General features: G+C 64.0%; 21 protein-coding genes. 9 read left to right on the top strand and 12 right to left on the bottom strand.

Going from position 1 to position 21,132, the window contains the following annotated elements; all coding sequences use genetic code 11:
• Nucleotides 1–541: 541 nt before the first annotated feature.
• Nucleotides 542–814, bottom strand: a complete 273-nt coding sequence (gene rpsT / locus MGMSRV2_RS20905; RefSeq protein ID WP_024082383.1) for a 30S ribosomal protein S20 — start codon at nt 812–814, stop codon at nt 542–544.
• Between the two features lie 153 nt (nt 815–967).
• On the opposite strand from rpsT, the gene MGMSRV2_RS20900 reads away from it, so the two are divergent.
• The 3 genes from MGMSRV2_RS20900 (at nt 968) to MGMSRV2_RS20890 (ending at nt 3,251) form a co-directional block, all read left to right on the top strand.
• On the top strand, nt 968–1,462 hold the full coding sequence (locus tag MGMSRV2_RS20900; protein ID WP_024082382.1) for a hypothetical protein: 495 nt from the start codon (nt 968–970) through the stop codon (nt 1,460–1,462).
• A gap of 75 nt (nt 1,463–1,537) precedes the next feature.
• Entirely contained in the window at nt 1,538–1,891 is a 354-nt protein-coding gene (locus tag MGMSRV2_RS20895) for a hypothetical protein (RefSeq protein WP_024082381.1), read from the top strand.
• A gap of 340 nt (nt 1,892–2,231) precedes the next feature.
• Nucleotides 2,232–3,251: an aspartate-semialdehyde dehydrogenase gene (locus MGMSRV2_RS20890; protein WP_024082380.1), complete on the top strand. Its 1,020-nt coding sequence runs from the start codon at nt 2,232–2,234 to the stop codon at nt 3,249–3,251.
• A 48-nt stretch (nt 3,252–3,299) separates the two neighbouring features.
• On the opposite strand, the gene soxZ is transcribed toward MGMSRV2_RS20890, so the two are convergent.
• Complete coding sequence (soxZ, locus tag MGMSRV2_RS20885) at nt 3,300–3,626, bottom strand: thiosulfate oxidation carrier complex protein SoxZ (protein WP_024082379.1); 327 nt, start codon at nt 3,624–3,626, stop codon at nt 3,300–3,302.
• A 17-nt stretch (nt 3,627–3,643) separates the two neighbouring features.
• The gene (locus MGMSRV2_RS20880; RefSeq protein ID WP_024082378.1) at nt 3,644–4,123 is read right to left on the bottom strand and encodes a thiosulfate oxidation carrier protein SoxY; all 480 of its coding nucleotides are present in this window, start codon (nt 4,121–4,123) and stop codon (nt 3,644–3,646) included.
• Between the two features lie 227 nt (nt 4,124–4,350).
• On the opposite strand from MGMSRV2_RS20880, the gene MGMSRV2_RS20875 reads away from it, so the two are divergent.
• The 4 genes from MGMSRV2_RS20875 (at nt 4,351) to MGMSRV2_RS20860 (ending at nt 9,373) form a co-directional block, all read left to right on the top strand.
• Nucleotides 4,351–6,363: a methyl-accepting chemotaxis protein gene (locus MGMSRV2_RS20875; protein WP_024082377.1), complete on the top strand. Its 2,013-nt coding sequence runs from the start codon at nt 4,351–4,353 to the stop codon at nt 6,361–6,363.
• Nucleotides 6,360–6,668, top strand: a complete 309-nt coding sequence (locus MGMSRV2_RS20870) for an STAS domain-containing protein (RefSeq protein WP_024082376.1) — start codon at nt 6,360–6,362, stop codon at nt 6,666–6,668. Before MGMSRV2_RS20875 ends, MGMSRV2_RS20870 begins: the two co-directional genes overlap by 4 nt.
• Nucleotides 6,669–6,672: 4 nt before the next feature.
• Entirely contained in the window at nt 6,673–8,385 is a 1,713-nt protein-coding gene (locus MGMSRV2_RS20865; RefSeq protein ID WP_024082375.1) for a SpoIIE family protein phosphatase, read from the top strand.
• Between the two features lie 103 nt (nt 8,386–8,488).
• Nucleotides 8,489–9,373, top strand: a complete 885-nt coding sequence (locus MGMSRV2_RS20860) for a hypothetical protein (RefSeq protein WP_024082374.1) — start codon at nt 8,489–8,491, stop codon at nt 9,371–9,373.
• 54 nt (nt 9,374–9,427) lie between these two features.
• On the opposite strand, the gene MGMSRV2_RS20855 is transcribed toward MGMSRV2_RS20860, so the two are convergent.
• Nucleotides 9,428–9,922, bottom strand: a complete 495-nt coding sequence (locus MGMSRV2_RS20855) for a Dps family protein (protein WP_024082373.1) — start codon at nt 9,920–9,922, stop codon at nt 9,428–9,430.
• A gap of 233 nt (nt 9,923–10,155) precedes the next feature.
• Here MGMSRV2_RS20855 and MGMSRV2_RS20850 point away from each other — a divergent pair, with 233 nt between their 5' ends.
• The gene (locus tag MGMSRV2_RS20850; protein WP_024082372.1) at nt 10,156–11,052 is read left to right on the top strand and encodes a hydrogen peroxide-inducible genes activator; all 897 of its coding nucleotides are present in this window, start codon (nt 10,156–10,158) and stop codon (nt 11,050–11,052) included.
• Here MGMSRV2_RS20850 and MGMSRV2_RS20845 read toward each other — a convergent pair.
• The 5 genes from MGMSRV2_RS20845 to MGMSRV2_RS20825 all read right to left on the bottom strand — a co-directional run bounded on the left by MGMSRV2_RS20845 (nt 11,046) and on the right by MGMSRV2_RS20825 (nt 15,267).
• On the bottom strand, nt 11,046–11,789 hold the full coding sequence (locus MGMSRV2_RS20845) for an SDR family NAD(P)-dependent oxidoreductase (RefSeq protein ID WP_024082371.1): 744 nt from the start codon (nt 11,787–11,789) through the stop codon (nt 11,046–11,048). The genes MGMSRV2_RS20850 and MGMSRV2_RS20845 overlap by 7 nt on opposite strands.
• Nucleotides 11,786–13,540, bottom strand: a complete 1,755-nt coding sequence (gene sppA, locus MGMSRV2_RS20840; protein WP_024082370.1) for a signal peptide peptidase SppA — start codon at nt 13,538–13,540, stop codon at nt 11,786–11,788. The genes MGMSRV2_RS20845 and sppA overlap by 4 nt, the downstream gene beginning before the upstream one ends.
• Nucleotides 13,541–13,614: 74 nt before the next feature.
• Nucleotides 13,615–13,947, bottom strand: coding sequence for a rhodanese-like domain-containing protein (locus MGMSRV2_RS20835; protein WP_024082369.1), 333 nt, complete (start codon nt 13,945–13,947; stop codon nt 13,615–13,617).
• Between the two features lie 136 nt (nt 13,948–14,083).
• Nucleotides 14,084–14,452: a flagellar biosynthesis regulator FlaF gene (locus MGMSRV2_RS20830; RefSeq protein WP_024082368.1), complete on the bottom strand. Its 369-nt coding sequence runs from the start codon at nt 14,450–14,452 to the stop codon at nt 14,084–14,086.
• Nucleotides 14,452–15,267, bottom strand: a complete 816-nt coding sequence (locus MGMSRV2_RS20825) for a flagellin (RefSeq protein WP_024082367.1) — start codon at nt 15,265–15,267, stop codon at nt 14,452–14,454. Before MGMSRV2_RS20825 ends, MGMSRV2_RS20830 begins: the two co-directional genes overlap by 1 nt.
• 110 nt (nt 15,268–15,377) lie before the next feature.
• On the opposite strand from MGMSRV2_RS20825, the gene MGMSRV2_RS20820 reads away from it, so the two are divergent.
• Nucleotides 15,378–15,851, top strand: coding sequence for a hypothetical protein (locus tag MGMSRV2_RS20820; RefSeq protein ID WP_024082366.1), 474 nt, complete (start codon nt 15,378–15,380; stop codon nt 15,849–15,851).
• Here the strand turns inward: MGMSRV2_RS20820 and MGMSRV2_RS20815 are convergent.
• From MGMSRV2_RS20815 to fabI, 3 genes are all read right to left on the bottom strand, one after another.
• Nucleotides 15,848–19,102: an ATP-binding protein gene (locus MGMSRV2_RS20815; protein ID WP_158497797.1), complete on the bottom strand. Its 3,255-nt coding sequence runs from the start codon at nt 19,100–19,102 to the stop codon at nt 15,848–15,850. The genes MGMSRV2_RS20820 and MGMSRV2_RS20815 overlap by 4 nt on opposite strands.
• A 77-nt stretch (nt 19,103–19,179) precedes the next feature.
• Complete coding sequence (gene aroC, locus MGMSRV2_RS20810; protein WP_024082364.1) at nt 19,180–20,274, bottom strand: chorismate synthase; 1,095 nt, start codon at nt 20,272–20,274, stop codon at nt 19,180–19,182.
• A gap of 5 nt (nt 20,275–20,279) precedes the next feature.
• A complete protein-coding gene (fabI, locus tag MGMSRV2_RS20805; RefSeq protein ID WP_024082363.1) occupies nt 20,280–21,098 on the bottom strand; it encodes an enoyl-ACP reductase FabI in 819 nt (272 codons plus the stop codon).
• Nucleotides 21,099–21,132: the final 34 nt, after the last annotated feature.

Below are 21,132 nucleotides of genomic sequence, written 5' to 3'. Positions count from 1 at the left end.
AATGGCCGCCCGGTGAAGACTTGGCGCAACCATCCCGCCACGCGACCCGCGCGCGTCCAATGACAGCACCTTGCTCCCCTTCCCCAACCGGAACACACCACAGCTTCTGCCGCGATTCGCCCGACAACATGCCTCGACGCCAACAGCCCCCAAAGCTGCGACTGGCGCTTGGCACACCTTCCACCCATCAGCATATTCACAAACCATCGCCGACACAATCGGCAAAGAAATAGTATTTTTGATAACTTCTTTAGACAAAGCGATGCCCAATTAAATAATTGCCGCCACAATCGACAGCAAAAACAGATCAAATTTTAACTAGATTTCCCAGCTATTCTTGGAATACGGCTGAGAGGGACGGACTCTAACGACGCCCTCGATTCAACACAACCGGACCGGAACAAGAACGCTGAAAATTTTTCCCTTGCATTTCATCGTTGACCGGAATCCGCACCAAACATTCGATCAGGCAACGGCAAAAGACCGCGTCCCTGGGGGACGCGGTCTTTCAAAACCGGCAAAGAGCCTTGATGGCGCTGGCTTAGGCCAGCGGCAGCATGCTCTTGACGCGGGCAGCCAGACGGCTGACCTTGCGCGAAGCGGTGTTCTTGTGCAGCACGCCGGCCTGAGCGCCCTTGATCAGTTCGGGCTGGGCGGCGGCGAGGGCGGCCTTAGCCTCCTCGGCATTGCCGCCGGCGATGGCGAGCTCGACCTTCTTGACGAAGGTGCGGATACGGCTAACGCGAGCGCCGTTGACTTCGGTGCGACGCTCGGTCTGGCGAATGCGCTTCTTAGCCGACTGATGATGGGCCATGGATCAAACCTGTCAGATCAAGAGTTCAAGTACAGAATTGGAAGGCGCGTTTATAGGGATGAGTCACCAGCCCCGTCAAGCAAGAATCGACGCCATCAAAAAAACACGCTAAAACATTCCGGTCCGCCGCGCCCTCTTGGAGAACTCGAGCCCATGTTCGAGAACGTAGCTGGTTTGCCGCTGGACCTGCCCCACCCCGCCCAAAAGGCCCTGATCGCCGCCGGCATCGACTGGCATGACGAACGGGTGGCCGAAGCCCATGTCACCCACGCCCTGATGCTGGCGCCCGAGGCGCTGGCCACCCGCATCGGCGCCTATAAGTTCTATTTCTACCGCCATCGCCTGCAAGAAGCCCTGCCCCACGCCTTCTCGGTGCTGGAAATGGCGGCCAAACGCCTGCAACTGCCCCATGACTGGCGGCTGGTGCAGGGCCATCACGCCGATTTCGACCAGATCGAGCCGTGGCCGCGGCTGTTTCTGCAGGCGTTGATCGCCTATGGCTATTGTCTGGCCCGGCTGGGCCGGCTGGAGGAAGGCCGCGCCGCCCTGGCCAAGGCCATGGAGCTCGATAGCGGCGACAAACTGGGGGCGGGGCGGCTGATCGGCGTCATCGATCGCGGCGGTCGCGACGACGACGACGACGAATAGGGACGAAACCCAAGGGGTGACACGACGCCCGCCCCGGCTTATCCTGACCGCAAGGACAAGCGAAGGGAGAGCATCATGGGCGCCACCGTCCGGCTGATGCCCAATCACGACCCCCATTGGCGCGAACGGCTGGAGAGTGCGAAAGCCCGCCAGGCCGAACTGCTGCGCCGCGAAGGCATCTTGACCGAAGCCGAGCAGGCCGAATTGCTGGCGCTGCGGCAAGAGGCCGACCGCGCCTTCAATGCCCGTTTCCGCACCACCGCCGAATACCGTGACTTTTATGTCGGTCGCGCCCGCGACCTGCTGGAAGAGGAAGGCATCGACATGCCCATCCCGGCCCTGGCCGACGACGCCACCCTTGAGGAAATCGACCGCGTGCTCGGCATGGTCTGGCAGGCGGTCGAGGTCACCAATTCGGAAACCTTTTGATTGGCGCAAGGCGCCAATCAAAAGGTTGGGCCGAAGGCCACGCCCGCGAGCATCGCCCTTGCAATCACCATCCGCCTTGCGCTAAAGATGCCCGGTTGATGGAGAACCCCATGCGTAACCGGCATTGCCTTGCTGCGTTCCCTGGCGTCCCGGACCAGATGGTCCGGGCGGCGTTCTTCGTCGCCACTACTAAAACCGGCACTAAGACCACCGCGTAAGCGGGCCGGTTCGTCGTATTCGCACGAAAAAGGCCCGCGGACGCTCCCGCGGGCTTTTTCGCATGATAAAGCGTCCCCCGGGTAAGGCTTCGGGCTTCCACATCGGAACGGAGAATAAAAGCATGGGTTACAAGGTTGCTGTGATCGGAGCCACGGGCAATGTGGGCCGCGAAATTCTGCAGACCCTGGCCGAACGGAATTTCCCGGTCAGCGAAGTGGTCGCTTTGGCCTCGGCCCGCTCGGTCGGCAAGGAAGTGTCCTTCGGCGAAGACAAGATTCTGAAGGTCAAGGATCTTGAAACCTATGACTTCAAGGGCACCGATATCGCCCTGTCGTCGCCCGGCGCCAAGGTCTCGTCGATTCACAGCCCGCGTGCCGCCGCCGCCGGCTGCGTCGTCATCGACAACACCTCGCATTTCCGCATGGACCCCAACGTGCCGCTGGTGGTCCCCGAGGTGAACCCGGAAGCCATCGCCGAGTACACCAAGTCCGGCATCATCGCCAATCCCAATTGCTCGACCATCCAGATGGTCGTCGCCTTGAAGCCCCTGCACACCCTGGGCAAGATCAAGCGCGTGGTCGTCAGCACCTATCAATCGGTGTCGGGCGCCGGCAAGGAAGGCATGGACGAATTGTTCGAGCAGACCCGCGGCGTCTTCGTCAACGACGCCCGCGATCCGCAGAAGTTCCCCAAGCCCATCGCCTTCAACCTGATCCCGCAGATCGACGTCTTCATGGAAGACGGCTCGACCAAGGAAGAATGGAAGATGACGGTGGAGACCAAGAAGATCCTGGACTCCACCATCGACGTCCACGCCACCTGCGTGCGCGTGCCGGTCTTCGTCGGCCATTCCGAATGCGTCAATGTCGAGTTCGAGAACCCGGTCTCGGTCGAAGCCGCCACCCGCGCCCTGTCCAAGGCGCCGGGCGTGATCGTCGTCGACAAGCACGAGCCGGGCGGATACGTCACCCCGGTGGAATGCGTGGGTGAGGACGCGGTCTATGTCAGCCGCATCCGCAAGGATCCGACCATCGCCAACGGCCTGTCGTTCTGGTGCGTGTCCGACAACCTGCGCAAGGGCGCGGCGCTGAACGCCGTTCAGATCGCCGAAGTCCTGATCAAGGATTATCTGAAGAAATAAGTACCCCATCCAATCCCGGCCCCGGTTTCGACCGGGGCCGGGATTGGCCTATTCCACCACGATGTCGGTGACGGATTCGTAGATTTCGCCATTGTCGTCGTGAAAGGCCAGCTTCAGCGGGCCGGTCTTTTCCGCCAAAGCGAAAAAGGTGATGAAGGGATTGGCCGACATGGCGGTATGCCAGTCGGCGCTGATCACCACCTCGCCATTCCAGGTGCAGACGAATTTCTTGATGATGCGCCGAGCCAGCGGCATGCCGCCGGCATCCTTGCGCTGCCCGGTTTCCATGTCATGGGTGATCTGGGCCTTGATCTCGATGATCTCGCCCTTTTTCGCCTTGGCCGGAAGGCGGGTCTTGATGGTCGGTGTGCTCATATCCGTTCCCCCCGTCCTCAGCCGCCGCAGCCGCCGATGGTGACCTTGACCTCTTGCGCCGCCTGCCAGACCGAACCGTCCGACATCACCGCATAGGCCCGCACGTTCTGGGTTTTGGCCAGACGCATGCGGAAGGCCACCTCGGCCTTGCCCGATTTAGGCGTGAAAAACCACGACGACACCCCGGGAAACGGATTGCCGTCGGCCACCACGTGGATGGCCTTGACGTGGTCGGTGGCGCTCATGGGGCTATCCACCAGCACCCGCACCGGTTCGTTGGCACCGCTTTCCGCCACGTCCTTGATGATAAGCTGCACCTTGCCGGCCTTGGCCTGGGCGCCGCCCAGCAGCTTCTTGGCGAAATCATCGGCTTCCTGCGCCGTCGCCCGTGCGCCTCGCGGCAAGGCCACGGCCACCGCGCCGGCGCCGGCCGCAGCCAGCACGCCACGCCGCGACCAGCCAGGCTTTTGCGTGCCAAGCTTTTGCGTGATCGTCATTGTTCCACTCCCTGTTCCGGCCCGGGGCACCCTCCGTTGGTATGCTTCTGTTACAGGCCGCAAAAAAAGCTAACGGAATCCACACTGAAAAAGCAAATGCTACATTAGATAAAACAGCATTACGCACAAACTTTAGATTGCTTATAAACTATGCCCGGTCCAGGCAGTTGCGTCGCAACGCACATTGCCGCACCATCGCCCGGTCGAGTTATTGATCGGGTCACCCCATGTCCATGCGCCGCAAATTCTTCCTGGCTTTCGCCGTCATCCTGGTGGCCAGTCTGGCCGGCATGACAGCCAACGGCCTGATGGCGCTGAAGCTGTTCCGCCTCAATCATCAGATGGAAGCGACGACCAGCGCCGTCAGCGAGCAATATCTGCCGCTGATCGAGCAAATCAAGAATATCGAGATCGATATTTTACGGGTGCAGGGCATCCTGGTCGATATCGCCGCCACCCGCGACCCCGCCCTGCTGGCCGATAGCCTGACCCAGGCCGAGGATGCCATCGCCAACTTCCGCTACCACCATGGCGCCAGCCTGGACGCCACCCGTAGCTTGGGATTGGACGATGCGGCGCGCACCTTGGAAGGCATCGCCCTGGCCTTCGAGCCCTTCGCCGATTCGGGCCGGGCCATGGCCACCGCCTATGCCCGCCAGGGCGAGGCCATGGGGCGCCCGCTCAAGGATGATTTCGACGCCGCCGCCCTGGGCTTGCGCACCCTGACCGAATCCCTGGTCGAGTCGCTGCAAGTCGGCGTGGCCCAATCGGCCACCACCTTGATGGAGGACCGCTCGGAACTGGAAGAGGCGGTGCGCCGTCAGGCGCTGCTGCAAGGCGCCTCGGCCATGCTGTCCCTGGGGCTGGTCATCGTCGTGCTGGTGCTGATCGACCGCCAGATGATCGAACCCATGGCCGAGATGACCGAGATCACCGCCCGCATGGCCGATGGCGAACTGGCGGTGGACATTCCCGGCCTGCATCGCCGCGACGAGATCGGCAAACTGGCCCACGCGGTCGAGGTGTTTCGCGGCAACGCGCTCAAGGTGCGCCAGGGCGCCGCCCAACAAGAGGCCGAGCATCGCCGCAACCGCCGCAAGCTGCAAAGCGAGATTCTGGCGCTCACCAACGCCATCGATGAAGAAGTGTCGGGTGCCATCGGCATGGTGATGACCCAGGCCGATGCCATGCTGGATGCCTCGGCCGCCATGGACGGTACCGTCGACAAGGTGCGCGGCCAAAGCCACGCCGCCGCCGGCGCCGCCGAGACCGCCACCGGCAACGTCGATTCGGTGGCGGCAGCGGCCGAGGAATTGTCGGCTTCGGTGGCGGAGATCAGCCGTCAGGTCGGCCAGTCCACCACCATCGCCGGCGAAGCGGTGGAAGAGGCCGGCAAGGTCGGGGAAATCGTCACCGGCCTGACGCGCGAGGCGGCGGCCATCGGCGAGGTGGTCGGCCTGATCAACGACATCGCCAGTCAGACCAACCTGTTGGCGCTCAACGCCACCATCGAGGCGGCGCGCGCCGGTGATGCCGGCAAAGGCTTCGCCGTGGTCGCCGGCGAAGTCAAATCCCTGGCCAACCAGACCAGCCGGGCCACCGAACAAATCGCCGGTCAGGTGTCGTCGATCCAGCACGCCACCAAGGACGCGGTCGGCGCCTTGCGCGCCATCGCCGAAACCATCGGCCAGATCTCCGCCATTTCCGCCGCCATTTCCGACGCCATGGATCAGCAAAGCGCCGCCACCCAGGAAATCGCCCAGGCCGCCCACAGCGCCGCCCAGGGCACCCAGCAGGCGGCGGCCAATATCAGCGACGTCGCCGATGCCACCGAGGAAACCGGCAGCCGTGCCGCCGAAGTGCGCCTTTCGGCCTTGGCCATGCGCGACCGCCTGGGCGCCATGAAGGCAGCCATCGACCATATCGTCAGCGCCGGCGCCGACGAAAACCGTGCGGCCAACCAACGCCACACCCTCAACGTCGCCGCCACCGTCAGCTTGGGCGGCGAATCCCGCACCTGCCTGTTGCAGGAAATCGCCCTGATCGGCACCGGCGTGCTCGATCGTCCCTTCGCCGCCCCGCGCGGCAGCGAATTCACCTGCGACCTGCCGCCGCTTGGTCAGTGGAAAGGCAGCTTGGTCGCCATCACCGACCAGAACACCCATGTCCGCTTCGATCTGGACGAACAGCAAAGCGCGCAGCTAGAAGAGTTCATCGCCAAACGGGTGGGCCAAACATGAAATACCGCATCATCGATGGCCCTTCCGGCCCGACACTGGTTCTTTCCGACCAACTCTTGTTCGATCACCGCGACCTGTTCGAAGGCGCCATCGACAAGCTTCTGGCCCGTCAGCCGACCAAGGTGGTGGTGGACATGGCCGGACTGGATTACATGGATTCCGCCGGTCTGGGCATGCTGCTGACCTTGCGCGACCGCGCCACCCGGGCGGGGGCGTTGGTCTGCCTGCGCAATCCCGGCATCGATGTGGCCGAGTTGCTGCGGCTGGCCTGCTTCGAATCGCTGTTCGCCATCGAACAGGCGTGAAAGCGTGAGCGACGCACCGGCCCGCGCCCTGGTGGTCGACGACGAGCGCATGAACCGCGAGGTCATCGTCGCCAATCTGCGCGCCGCCGGTTTCGAGACGGTGATGGCCGAGGACGGGGTGCAGGCCTGGGGCATTTTGCAGGCCCATCCCGGCTCGTTCGACGTCATCTTGCTGGATCGCCGCATGCCGCGCATGAACGGCATGGAATTGCTGACCCGCCTGAAAGCCGACGACAAGCTGGCCCACATCCCGGTGATCATGCAAACCGCCTATGCCGAGACCGAGGATGTCAGCGAGGGCATCAAGGCCGGCGCCTATTATTATCTGGCCAAGCCGCTGGATCGCCGCCTGCTGTTGTCGGTGACCGAGGCGGCCATCGCCGACCACCAGCGCCGCCAGCGGCTGGCCGACGACCTGGACAAACGTACCACCGCCATCTTGCTGCTGGAACAGGGCCGCTTCCGCTTTCGTACCCTGGAGGAAGGCCATACCCTGGCGGTGGCGCTGGCGCGGTCGTGTCCGCAGGCCCGCCATCTGGCCGCCGGCCTGTCGGAGATGTTCACCAACGCGGTGGAACACGGCAATCTGGGCATTGATTTCGACCTCAAGGCGGAGTTGGTGGCGGCCAAACGCTGGCGCCAGGAAATCGAGGCGCGGTTGGACACCCCCCTGGGCCGCAGCCGCAGCGTCGAGGTGTTGGTCGACCGTCACCCCGATGCCATCCGCTTCGTCATCCGCGATCAGGGCAAGGGCTTCGACTGGCGCGCCTATGACGACATCTCGCCCGAGCGCGCCTTCGCCACCCATGGCCGCGGCATCGCCCTGGCCCGCCGACTGGCCTTTACCTCGGTGGAATACAACGACATGGGCAACGAGGTGACCTGCATCGTCACCGGCCCCAATCCCGAGGAACCGGCTTACGTCATCTGCGCCGAAGCACCGGCCATCACCCCCGACCGCCCGGCCGCCGAGGCCGAGGAAACCCGGCTGGCGCGATCCATGCAGATGGAACTGCTGCCCAATCCGCAAGTCCTGGCCGAGGCGGCACGACGGCTGGGAATACAGGTTTCCGCCCATTTTGAGCCCTCGTCCAGCCTGGGCGGCGATCTGTGGGGCATGCATGTGATCGACGACAACCGTCTGGCCCTGTGGCTGGCCGATTTTTCCGGCCATGGCCTGGGGGCGGCGCTCAACACCTTTCGCCTGCACACCCTGGTGGCGCAATGCACGCCGCTGGCCGACATGCCCGGCGCCTTCCTGGCGGAAATCAACCGCCGCCTCACCGGATTGCTGCCCCAGGGCCAATATGCGGCCATGACCTATGGCGTCATCGATCTGGGAGCCGATGCCTTCGTCTATGCCGCCGCCGCCATGCCGGCGCCGCTGTTCAGGCATGCCGGTGGCGGAATGGCCAGAAGCGGCGTGGAACGCGGCGACGGCAGCGGCCTGCCCCTGGGCCTGACCCAAGGCGCCACCTATGTGGAAAGGAATATGCGGCTGACCGCCGGCGGCATCTTGGTCCTGGCCTCGGACGGCCTGACCGACAACCCCATGACCGATGGCACGCGCCTGGGCAATTCCGGCATGGAAACCTTGCTGGCGCAGACCGAGACGACGACGCCCAACAGCGCCGATAGCGTGCTGGCCCCCTTCCTGGCGCGGGTCAAGCGGCCCCTGCGCGACGACCTGACGGTCCTGTGCGCCACCATCCCCTAGAGTCCTTTTCATTGCATTTTTTCTGGGTTTTGGTCAAAATACAGTGCCGCGCAGAATGGCGCGGGACTATACTTTCGGCAGACTGACAAGAAGGGTCACGTCCATGGTCGACGATCTCGAGATTGCCAAGCGCACCCAAGCCGCCATCGCCGCTTCGACGCAGGCCGCCACCTTTCTGGTTCAACCGGTCCAGGCCAGCAGCGGCGCCGCCGCCGTCGCCGATGCCGTCGATCTGTCCGAGCCGGCGCGCAACATCGTCGCCGAGATGAGCGAAAGCAAGACCATCGCCGAGGCGTGGCTGCAACAGAAGATCAAGACCCCCGACCTGACCGATCCCGACAGCCTGCGCGCCAAACGCAACCTGTTCGACGAGATCAGCAATGGCAACGAAAAAGACGACGACAAGGCTGGTCAACGCTCGCTGAAGCAGGCCTTCAACACCGCCATGAACGACATTTCCTGGCTGATCGACGCCCTTGGCGTCGGTAAATTCGATGTCAGCCGCGTCGCCGAGAAGGTCGCCAACCGCGCCGCCCATGACGGCGTCGGTGTCAGCCCGCCGGTTTCCAGCGTCATCCTTCAGGCCGAGCAATCGGGCTCGACCGCCGCGCTTTACCTGGAAGGGCTGTCGGTCACCGTGCAAAAGGGCAAAACCGTGGATGTGGAGCTGGAGCGGGTGGCCATCACCACCATCAACCCCAGCATGAGCGACAGCCTGACCGGTAACGGTCGACCCATGGTGCTGGATGTGGGCGGTGACTTGCAGAAAATCGCCGCCCCCGCCTTGAACGAAGCCGGCAACGACATCGCCTTGACGCCGCAAGCCCGCGCCAGTCAGGCGGCCAAGGTGGCGGAAATCCTGCTGGCCACCAGCATGCAACGGGCCGACGATCCTCGTCACGCCCTGCTGATCGTGCGCGAGGGCGGCAAGCTGCACCCCGAGGGCACCATGAAGTTGAAGATGGACGTGCTTCAGCCCATTCGCTGAAGGGGCGTCGCCATGAAAAAGGGCGGGACGCGCAAGCGCCCCGCCCTTTTCGTATCAGCCCAGCAGGGCGCGCAGCATCCAGGCGGTCTTTTCATGCACCTGCATGCGTTGGGTCAGCAGATCGGCGCTGGGTTCGTCATGAGCTTCGTCCACCAGCGGGAAGATGGAGCGCGCGGTCCGCACCACCGCTTCCTGATCCTTGACCAGGATACGGATCATCTCATCGGCGGTGGGGACGCCGTCTTCTTCCTTCAGGCTGGTCAGGCTGGCGAAGGCGCTATAGGTACCGGGCGCCGGCAGGCCCAGGGCGCGGATGCGCTCGGCGATCAGGTCGACGGCCAGCGACAGCTCGGTGTACTGCGCCTCGAACATCAGGTGCAGGGTGTTGAACATGGGACCGGTAACGTTCCAGTGGAAGTTATGGGTCTTCAGATACAGCGTGTAGGTATCCGCCAGCAGCCGCGACAGCCCCTCGCCGATTTTCTGGCGGGTCTTTTCCTCGATGCCGATGTCGATCTGCTCGATTTTAGCGGCTTTGTTCTTGGCCATGATCATCTCCTTTCACGGGTTGATATCCGGAGCCTACGCCCAAAGGTTCATACAATCCATGGGCACATATTAGAATTACTTAAAAGTGTCGAGCCTCCTCCCCCGCCCTGGGGGTAGGGATGGGGGAGGGCTAGAGGAGGAGGCCGTCGCTTGGCGACAAACAGACCATAGGCGCCTTCTATTCATCGATCCAATGAGTTATTTTGTTAATAGAAATCGACGGAGACAATGATATGCGCCCGCTGCCCACCTTACGCCAATTACGGTATCTGACTGCCCTGGCCGAGCACCTGCATTTCGGTCGCGCCGCCGAGGCCTGTCTGGCCACTCAATCCACCTTGTCGGCGGGCTTGCAGGAATTGGAAACCATCCTGGGGGTCACCTTGGTGGAGCGGACCAAACGCAAGGTGATGCTGACCCCCCTGGGCGAACAGGTGGTGACTCGCGCCCGTGTCGTGCTGCGCGGGGCCGAGGACATCGCCGATCTGGCCGCCGCCTCGACCGAGGTGCTGTCAGGGCCGCTGCGCCTGGGGGTAATTCCGACTATCGCGCCTTATTTGCTGCCCCATGCCCTGCCCAGCCTGCGCCAGCGTTATCCCGCCCTGCGTCTGTTCCTGCGCGAGGATCTGACGGCGCGGCTGCTGGACCGTCTGGCCACCGGCGACCTGGATGCCGCCCTGATCGCCCTGCCCTGGCCCTCGCCGGAAATCGAGACCATGCATATTGCCGATGACGGCTTCATGCTGGCCTGTCCGCCGGATCACCCGTTGGCCTTACGCCCGGATTTGTCTGCCGCCGACCTGATCGACCAGGACCTGCTGTTGCTGGAGGAAGGTCATTGCCTGCGCGACCACGCCTTGTCGGCCTGCCACCTACCCGGCCCGGCCAAGGGCGAAGGAGTTTTGGGCACCTCGCTCGCCACCTTGGTGCAGATGGTCGCCAACGGATTGGGGGTGACGCTGTTGCCGGAAATGGCGGTGAAAAGCGGCGTGCTCGCCGGCACCGACGTGGTCACCCGTCCGCTACGGGGCGCCGGCTCACGCGGGATCGGCCTGGCCTGGCGCCCGTCCAGCCCGCGCAAGGCCGAATTCCGCCTGCTGGGTGAGGCCCTGAAGGCAGGGTTTCAATAAAGGTGCTGACCGCCGGTGACGAAAACCTCGGTACCGGTGACATAGGCGAAATCGTCGCCGCACAGCCGGAACACGGTGCCGGCCACGTCCTCGGGGCTGCCCATGCGGTCGAGCGGGATGCGCGGCACCAGCGCTTCGTATTCGGCGGAAATCATCGCCGTGCTGATCTCACCCGGGGCAACGGCGTTGACCCGCACCCCTAATTGGGCCAATTCCACCGCCATTTCCCGCGTCAGCCCCGACAGCGCCGCCTTTGACGTCGAATAGGCCGAGCCGGCGAAGGGATGGACGAAATGGCCGGCGATGGAGGTGATGTTGACCACCGCCCCCTTGCCCTTGTGCAGGGCGCTGGCGAAGCCACGGGCCAGCCGCAGGGGAGCGAAGAAATTCAGCTCAAACACCTCTTTCCAGCCGTCGATGGAGCCGTTGAGCACGCCGAGGCGTTCCTTGTACGGGGTCTTGGGGCTGATGCCGGCATTGTTGACCAAAGCATGCAACGGCTGACCGTCCAACAGGACGTTGGCCTCGGCGATGAAGGCCTGGGTGCTGGCCGGATCGGCCAGATCGGTGGGGATATGATGCACCCAATTGGGATCGCGGCGGCATTCCGGCGGCGCCTCGGCCCGAGCGCAGGTGATGATGCGCCAGCCTTCGGCCAGAAAGCGGCGGGCGATGGCATGACCGATGCCGCGGCTGGCACCGGTGATCACCACCGTCTTGGGCGCCGCCCCGGTCATGGCACCGCCCCCGCCGGCAAACGCAAGGTCCCGCCGTTTTCCAACTGCGCCGCCACCGGGGCCAGGACGCGGGCTAGACGCAGCAGGGCGCGCATGCCCTCATCCTCGGCCAGACCGCCCCCGCCCCCCATCATCTTGGCCAGTTTCTGCCACGGCGCCTTGGGCTTGGGGTAGGCAACCAGATCCAAATCAGCATCGGGGGCCAGTTTCAGCAGCTCACGCACCTGCGCCTGAGCCACGTCCCAGCCGCCCAAAGCATCCACCAGTCCACGCGCCTGGGCGTCGGAACCGGCCCAGATGCGGCCCTTGGCCAGTTCCTCCATGCGATCCGGCGCCAGATTGCGGCCCTTGGCCGCCTTGCCGGTGAAGTCGGCGTAGATGGCGTCCAAGCTGCGGTTCAGCCGCTCCCACGCCTGCGGGCTGAATTTATGGTTGGCGCTCATCATATCGGCATTGTCACCGCGTTTGACGCCATCCCAGCTCACCCCCAGCTTGGGCCAGAAATCGGCCAGCACCATCTTGCCGGAAAACACGCCGATGGAGCCGGTGATGGTGCCCGGCTGCGCCACCACCCGGTCGGCGCCCATGGCAACGAAATAGCCGCCCGACGCCGCCACCCCGGCCATGGAGGCGACCACCGGCTTGCCGGCGGCACGGGCGCGGCCCACTTCATGCCAGATGGTGTCCGACGCCACATAGGAACCGCCAGGGCTGTCGATGCGGAACACGATGGCCTTGACCGCCGGATCATCGACGGCGTCGCGGAAAGCGGCGGCGATAACGCCAGCGCCGAAGCCGTCATCGTCGGCGAACGGACTGTCGTCGCCGCCCCGGCTGATAGCGCCGCTACCGGTGATGATGGCGATACGCGGACCGCTGCCCTTGGGCAGATGGGCGGCATAGGCGGCCATATCCACCTCTTCGCCCTTCTTGCCGGTGGCCCCGGCGGCGGCCAGCGCCTGATCACGATAGCCCAGATGATCGACCAGCCCCGCCGACAGGGCTTCCGCCGCCAGGAACGGCCCCTTGCCGAACAGGGCGCTGACCTTGTCCTGGCCCAGGCGCCGGCCTTGGGCGATGCCAGCGATGACCTGCCCCGACCACGCGTCGAGGATCGCTTCCAGCGACTGGCGGTGCGGCTGGCTATAACCGGTCTCGGTGAAGGTCTCGATGGCCGATTTGTATTCCTTGCGCCCGGCCAGTTGCGGCTGGATGCCCAACAGATCGAGCGTGCCTTTCAGGAAGGGGGATTCGGCGGCGAAGCCGACCAGCCCCACCTCGCCCGAGGGCTGCACCCATACTTGGGAGAAGCCGCTGGCGAGGAAATAATCCACCGTGCCGTTGCTGCCCTCGCCCAGGGTCTCGGCGAAGGCCACACTGGGCTTGCCGGACGAGCGGAAACGGACGATGGCATCGCGGATTTCCTGGGCCGAAGCCAGACTGAGCTGGCCGCTGCCCAAGGTGGCGAACAATCCCTTGACCTTAGGATCGGTGGCCGCATGGTCGATGGCGGCGATCACTTGGCGCATCACATAGGCGCGTTCGCCCGCCAAGGCAGCGAAGGGATCGCCCGAGGGGGTTTCACGGAACTTCGCCTCCAGGTCCAGGGACAGGATCATGTCCTTGGGCAGGCGGGGTTCGGTACTGTCCTTGAAGGCGATGGCGGCCCAGATGCCGCCACCGGTCAGCAACAGGACCGTCAGGCCGATGGCGGCCAATATGGCGACGATGATACGGCCGATGCGGCGCATGAAAACCACCTTGCAGGAGAAAGGGCCTTACTGGTGTAAGCGCGCCCCCCTCCCAGGTCAAGGTGATGGAACCATTAGGGGGTAATGGTAGGCAGGCCGGCATCTTTCCAGGCGTTGAGGCCGCCCTTCATGTGGGTGACCCAGCCATGGCCGGCCGAGATCAGCTTGTTGCCGATGGCGGCGGAACGCACGCCCCCCAGGCACGAGATGATCACCTTCTTGCCGGGATAGGACGGCCACTTGTCCACCTCGAAATCACTCATGGGATAAAGCTGCGACCCGGCGATGTGTTCCTCGGCGAATTCTTCGTCCTCGCGCACATCCACCAAAACGGCCTCGCCGCTTTGCAGCAGGGTGTTGACGGTGGCGGGGTCCAATTCGATCAGGGCGGAATTGAGGATGCTCATGGCGAACTCGCAGGTTTCACAGTGTTGATATTCTATATCGCATCGCCGAAGGCACTTTCAACACAAAAAATACGGAACTTACATTATTGCTGACACAATATACATATCCGCAGTGTTGTTTTTCGACAAAAAAATATCAGTCGACCAACCCCGCCGCCACTTCGCGGTTGATCTTGACCAGCGGGCGCAGATCATCGGCGGCGCCGCTGATCAGCGCCTTCACGGTCTGACGATCGATGAAGTGGGACAGGTCCAGCAGATTGGCCCGCACATCCGCCGGCAAGGGATGATCCGACCGCGACAGCAAACGCTGGACCTGGGTCCACAGGCGCTGATTGCGCTTCAGCGCCGCCTCACGCTGGGTGCGGTCGGCGCTGCGCAGACAGTCTTCCAGCAGATTGGCCGCCTGGGTGAAGGCCAGGGCATCAGCCTGCCGCAAGGGCAGGACCGAGCCTTGGGCACGGCCATAGGCGGCGAAGGGATTGACCGGAGGCGGACGTGGCATCAGAACAGGGTCAACAGCGATTCCTGTGCCCGCTGCGACACCCCTTGGCCGGCACGGGCCAATTGCTGCCGGGTCTGGGTCGCCACCAGCAGGGCCGCCTCTTCATTCAAATCGGCCTCGGTCAGCCTGGATGCGCCGGCTTGGGCGATGACGGCCTGACTGGCCGCCGCCTCGCCCCGGATGCCCAGCGCGGTCAGATTGCTGCCCAGGCTGGATTGAACGGCATTGACGGTGGCGCCCGCACTGTCCAACTGGGCCAGGGTGGCGGCGGAAAAATCGCTGCCATCGGCGGCCACCGCCGTCACCCCCAGGCCAGCGGAACTGACGTTTTGGCCATTGACGGTCAGACTGTCACCAGCCTGAGTACCGAACGCCACGTTCAACGCCGAAGATGAGGCCGACAGCAGGTTGACCCCGTTATAGCCGGAATCGGCGGCCAGGGAATCCACCTGCCCGCGCAGTTGATTGTACTGGGTGGCCAGCGCACTCCGCTCGGCGGAATCACCGCTGGCGATGGCGGCGGTGGCGATGCCCTTCATCTGGTCGAGCAGGGAATTCACCCCCTCGGCCCCGGCCAGGGCGGCATTGATGGTGGAAACCCCTTGGCCAACCGAATCCTTGACCGCCGACAGATCGCTTGCCCGTTCGGTCAAGGCACGGGCAGCGGCAAAGGCCACCGCGTCATCGGTGACCCGGCTGACTTTCTTGCCCGTGGACAGGTTCTGCGAACGCTGCGCCGCGCTGGCGGCCAAGCTTTGCTGCGTCACCAAAACATCCCGCGCCGAAGCGGTCAGGTTGATCTGATCAACCGGCATCTTTCTGATCCCGTCATAAGCGCCCAGAGGAAGCATAGCACAAATGCGGACAGGCCAGCAAATTGCCACGTTGACGTTGCACTGCACCCTTCCTATGTTTCAGACCAACCATGCGCCACGCACACGCCCTGATCGCCCTGACCTTGCTGCTTTCCCCCCCTGCCCTGGCGCAGGAGGACCTGCTGCGTCCGGTCGGTCAGATCGCCTTGCTGCCCATCGGCGACAGTGGTCGCGAAGACATTGTCGGATTGGTCAAGACCCATTGGCGGCCTTATTTCCAGACCCAGGATCCGCTGGCCTTTGATCGCGATTCCGTCCGTGCCGGGCGTTTCGACCTGGATCATGACGGTCGCGCCGAGTTGGTGGTGATGGTCACCAAGACCGGCTGGGAAGCCGAGAAGGGCTTTCCCCTGGTGGTTGCCGCCTGGACTGACAAGGGCTGGAGCGCCATCGGCTGGTCATGGGGCGACGAAGACACCGTCTTCGCCACCGACCAGATCATCGGCAATTGGCGCACCATCGATACCGGCACCCAATACCTGCGTTGGGATCGCGGCCTATATGGCCGGGTCGAGAAAAACTAAGTCTCCGGCAGACTGATACTGACCACGGCGCCGCCCTGCGCGCCGTTGCTCAACCACAATTCTCCGCCATGGGCCTGGGCGATAACCCGGCAGATGGCCAGACCGATGCCGGTGGAATCCGCCGTCTGGCCAAGCCCGGTATCGAACACCTGGGGGTCGTGGCTGAGTTGTTCGGATGAAAAGCCCGGCCCGTCATCAGCGATTTCCAGCCGCCAGCCACCCGCCGCGGCCTGAGCGTGAATCCGCACCAACGCTGCCTGCGATCGCCGCCGATAGGTGACCGCGTTGGAGAAAACCTGCGCCAGCAATTCCAGCATCATGCCGCCATCGACACAAACGATCGGCAAGGCATCGGCTTCGACCAACAATACCGCCGGACCGAAGCGCCGTTCCATGTCGTCGACGGCCAGCCGCACCAAACCGCCGAGATCGACCTTTTGCGCATTGGCCGACATGCTGGTGATGGCGACGAAGTGCTGAAAGTCGCGCAGCAATGCCGACAGGCGGGTAATGGCCGCCACAACATAATCCAACTCTTCCGGATTGGCCCCGCCTTGGGCACCAAGATCGGTGGCCAACCGCCCCGCCTCGTCCTGCAAGACGGTCAATGGTTCTTGCAGATCGCGGGTGATGACCCCCAGCAAGTCGCGCAACTGGCCATTCAGCCGGTCCAGGCTGGCGGCACGAACATCCGACAGCGCTCGCGCCACTTCCAGTCCGTGGGTGCGGTGCGCCACTTCGACCGCCAATTCGCCCTGGCGGCGGCGAATGCGGGCCATGCCGCGATCAGCCGTCCAGGCCAGCAGGAACAGCGCCACCGACAACACCGCCACCGACAGAACCGCCCCGTTCACACCGCTCTGCCACTGGGCCAGAGCCCGATTGCGCGACACCGCCGAAGTCACCACCAGCGGATAGGGCGACAGCAGACGATAGGCCAGGAATTTGTCGTTGCCGTCGGCCTTCGATATCAGATGGGCGGTGCCCATGGGGGCCCGGGGCAACCATCGGGTAAACAGATCACTGCTGGAAATGTCGATCCCGAACTTTTCCACATGGGCCGGTGCGCGGGCGATCATGCGGCCATTGGCGCCGATCAGCGCGGTGCCGCCGTCGCGGTCCAACAAGACGCGATCAAGAAAATGGGCATAGATGTCGGGATCTAAACTGGCATAGACGATACCGGCGAAGTCACCCTTGTCATCCACCAGGGGGCGGGCCACGTGCAGCGAGCGTTCACTGTTGATACGCCCCAACGCCGGATCACCCACCACCATCTGCTGGCGTTCCCGCGCACTGGCCCGAGCCGCCAGGAAATAGGTGCGGTCGCTGATATCGATACCGCCCCCCGGCACCAGGCGCGGTGGCCACACCGCCGTCGACATCCTGCCCGAGGCGTCGGCCAGGCTGATATGGCGGATTTCCGGATAGGCCCGCAATATCCCTTCCATGCGCACCGAAAAGGTGCGGTTGAGATATTCACCCCGGGTGACCATGGCGGCGGCCTCGGACAGAACCGTGTCGATACCGCGCAACGAGCCCGATATCTGCTGATCGATGGAATTGGCTACCGCCAGGGTCAGCACCTGGGCGGCATGAATGGCGCTGTCGCGCTCGCGCACCATCTGCCAGCCCATGGCCACCAGCAAGGCGCCGATCAAGGCCAAGGCCTGGAGACGGGCGGTAAATTGCCGGGGCAAGGGCGGCGGATCTTCTGTCGGTGCATCGACCACCGACGGCTCCGACGACGGTAAAGCCAGTGTGAAGCGGCCCTCGCCATAGGACAGCTCCAAACCATTGAGGCCGGCAAGGGATTGGCAGACCCGCACCGCCACCGCCGCCTCATCGGCGACGCCGTCGCCCGAGAGGCACAAGACCCAGCCCTGGCCTTGAAGCTCGGCCTCGACGTCGATGCTCGCCACCCGCCAACCGTCCAGAGTCTTCAACACCTGGATCAGAACCTCGGGAATGCCGTCGCCAACCACGTCCAGGACAGGCAAAGTCCCCAGACGAATGGGGGCGTCAATGCCGGCATCAACCATGGCGCGTTGCACCAACTGGCGCACATCGACGGTCTCGGTCGGAGCGTCGATGCCTAAGGCGGCGACGCGTTGCTGAAAGCCGCGCAGCAGGGTTTTTAAATCCTTGCCGCCTTGGACCAACCGTTCAAGCCGCGCGCGCGCCTCGGGCCGTTCCATCGGCAAGCGGCGCAACAGGATCTGGCTATAGCTGACCAGCGGGCGCAAGGGCTCCTGTAAATGGTGGGCGGTGACCATGGAGAGGCGCCGCATTTCACGGTTGGCGGCACTGACCTGACGGACCTTTTGTTCCAGCAAGGCGCGGGCCCGGCGCAATTCCTCGCCGCGGCTGATCACCAGATTTTCCAGGCCATCGCGGGCCTGGGTCAGATGACACCAGGCGGCATCGCCGCGCCGCGCCCACAGCAGGATGGCCGCACACAGCAAAACCAGCAACACCCCGCCCAAAACGGCGTTCCCCTGCCACAGGGCAAAGGCGCCGCCGCTTTCAGCCATCACCCAGACGTCCAGATCCAATCCCTCCACCGGCAACACCGTGCCGATGGCCGCTTGCGGACGGGAAAAATCCTGGGCGAAGCCGCCATGGTGCTCGGGAACCGAAGCCACCATCTTGGCGGAAGAGCGGTGCACAACCGCCACCATCTCGGTTTCCGGCACCAGCACCGTTTGCAGAAAGGCCGACAGGCTGACCACGTCCAACTTGGTGGCGATGGCGGCGGTGCCGCCGTCATGGGGGAACAGCCATGCCACCACCTGCACCCGCCGGCCATCGCCGGCCTGGATATGGGGCGGGCCGATGACCAGACCGGCACCACCGGTCAGACGGTCGTGCAACCACTGCGCCTGTGACGGCGCCAGATGTTCGTCGCTGCCCAAATCGACCCAGTCGCCATTGGCATGCATCAGCACCAAGCCGGTGATTTCTGGAAACACCGCCAGCCGTTCACCCAGATGCCCCACCAGATCGGGGGGCTGGTGGGTCTGCGCCGCCACCATGGCGGCGACTTCATCCAACAGCGTGGCGATGCCGCGCATCTGGCCGACCACATGCTGTTCGATGGCTTGGCCCAGGGTGCTGGTGATCAGGCGGGCATCGGCCTCGGCCTTGAGATGGCTGCGCCACAGATGCAACGTCAGCAAGCCGCACAGGCACAGCGCCAGCATCAGGGCAGCCAACGGCACCGGCCGCACCAGACGCCGCACAACGATCATGAAGGCGGGCGCTGTCTGGGGAGACACGATGACCTGTGAATTGACCAAGGGATCAGTATGATCCTTTGGGCTGTACGCTAGGTCAAGGAAAGTCCGCATTGCGCGCGATGGCGCAACAGATGGTCGGCCAGGGTCACCGCCATCATCGCTTCCGCCACCGGCACGGCACGGATGGCGACGCAAGGATCATGGCGGCCCTTGGTGATGACCTCGATGTCGTTGCCGTGACGGTCGACGCTTTTCTTGGGGATCAGGATCGAACTGGTCGGCTTGACCGCCAGGCGCAACACCACGTCCTGACCGGTGGAGAGGCCGCCCAGGATACCGCCGGCATTGTTGGACAGAAACTGCACACGGCCATCCGGCCCCATGCGCATCTCGTCGGCGTTGTCCTCGCCCGACAGCGACGCCGCCAGGAAACCGGCGCCGATTTCCACGCCCTTGACGGCATTGATGCTCATCATCGCCTTGGCCAGATCGGCATCCAGCTTGTCATAGACCGGCGCCCCCAGCCCGACGGGCACGCCCGAGGCGGTGACCTCGACCACACCGCCGGTGCTTGAGCCGGCCTTGCGCACGCCGTCGAGGAACTTTTCCCACACCGGCACGGTTTCGGCATCGGGGCACCAGAACGGATTGGCCTGACGCTGGTCCCAGTCCCAGCGACCAGGATCGATGGCATGCGGCCCCATCTGCACCATGGCGCCACGAATGGCGATGCCCGGGGCCAAGGAATCCAGGATCACCCGCGCCACCGCGCCGGCGGCCACCCGCATGGCGGTTTCCCGCGCGCTTGAGCGTCCGCCGCCGCGATAATCGCGGATACCGTATTTCTGCTCATAGACCCAGTCGGCATGACCGGGACGATAGGTGTCCTTGATGTCGCCGTAATCCTTGGACCGCTGGTCGGTGTTTTCGATCAACAGGCCGATGGAGGTACCGGTGGTGACGCCATCGAACACCCCGGACAGGATGCGGACTTGGTCCGCCTCTTGCCGTTGGGTGGTGAAACGGTTCTGGCCGGGCTTCCGTTGATCCAGCCAGGGCTGGATATCCGCTTCCGACAACGCCAGCAACGGCGGTACGCCGTCGATGACGCAGCCGATGGCGGGGCCATGCGACTCGCCGAAGGTGGTGAAGCGGAAAGTGTGGCCGAAACCGTTTCCCGACATGGGTGTCAGTCCTTGGAAACGGTGATGTCGGGGGCGTCCACCGCCTTCATGCCGACGACATGATAGCCGCAATCGACGTGATGGCATTCGCCCGACACGCCCGACGACAGATCGGACAGCAGGTACAGGCCCGAACCGCCGATGTCTTCCAAGGTGACGTTGCGCTTCAACGGGCTGTTGTATTCGTTCCACTTGAGGATATAGCGGAAATCGCCGATGCCCGAGGCCGCCAGGGTCTTGATCGGACCGGCGGACAGGGAATTGACGCGGATGTTCTGCTTGCCCAGGTCGACGGCGAGATAGCGCACGCTTGCTTCCAGCGCCGACTTGGCCACGCCCATGACGTTGTAGTGCGGCATCACCCGCTCGGCGCCGTAATAGGTCAGGGTCAGCAGCGAACCGCCATCGGGCATCATGTCGGCGGCACGACGGGCGACCGAGGTGAACGAGAAGACCGAGATGTGCATGGTCTTCAGGAAATTGTCCAAGGTGGTGTCGGCGTAACGACCGCGCAGTTGTTCCTTGTCGGAATAGCCGATGGCGTGGACGACGAAGTCCAGCTTGCCCCACTTGGCCTTCAAGGTATCGAAGACCGCGTCGATGGACGCCTCGTCCGACACGTCGCAGGGCAGGACGATGTCCGACCCCACCGATTCGGCCAGGGGACGCACGCGCTTTTCCAGCGCCTCGCCCTGGAAGGTGAAGGCCAGCTCGGCCCCCTGGGCACGGGCGGCCTGGGCGATGCCCCAGGCGATGGAGCGGTCGTTGGCGACGCCCATGATCAAGCCCTTTTTGCCGGCCATCAACGGAGTGGGAGCGGTCATACTGGTCCTCTCTAGAATCGCAAAGTTGTCTTGT

The sequence above is a fragment of the Magnetospirillum gryphiswaldense MSR-1 v2 genome, from assembly GCF_000513295.1.
GTDB classification, from domain to species: Bacteria; Pseudomonadota; Alphaproteobacteria; order Rhodospirillales; family Magnetospirillaceae; genus Magnetospirillum; species Magnetospirillum gryphiswaldense.
This window is presented reverse-complemented; position numbering and strand designations above follow the sequence as displayed.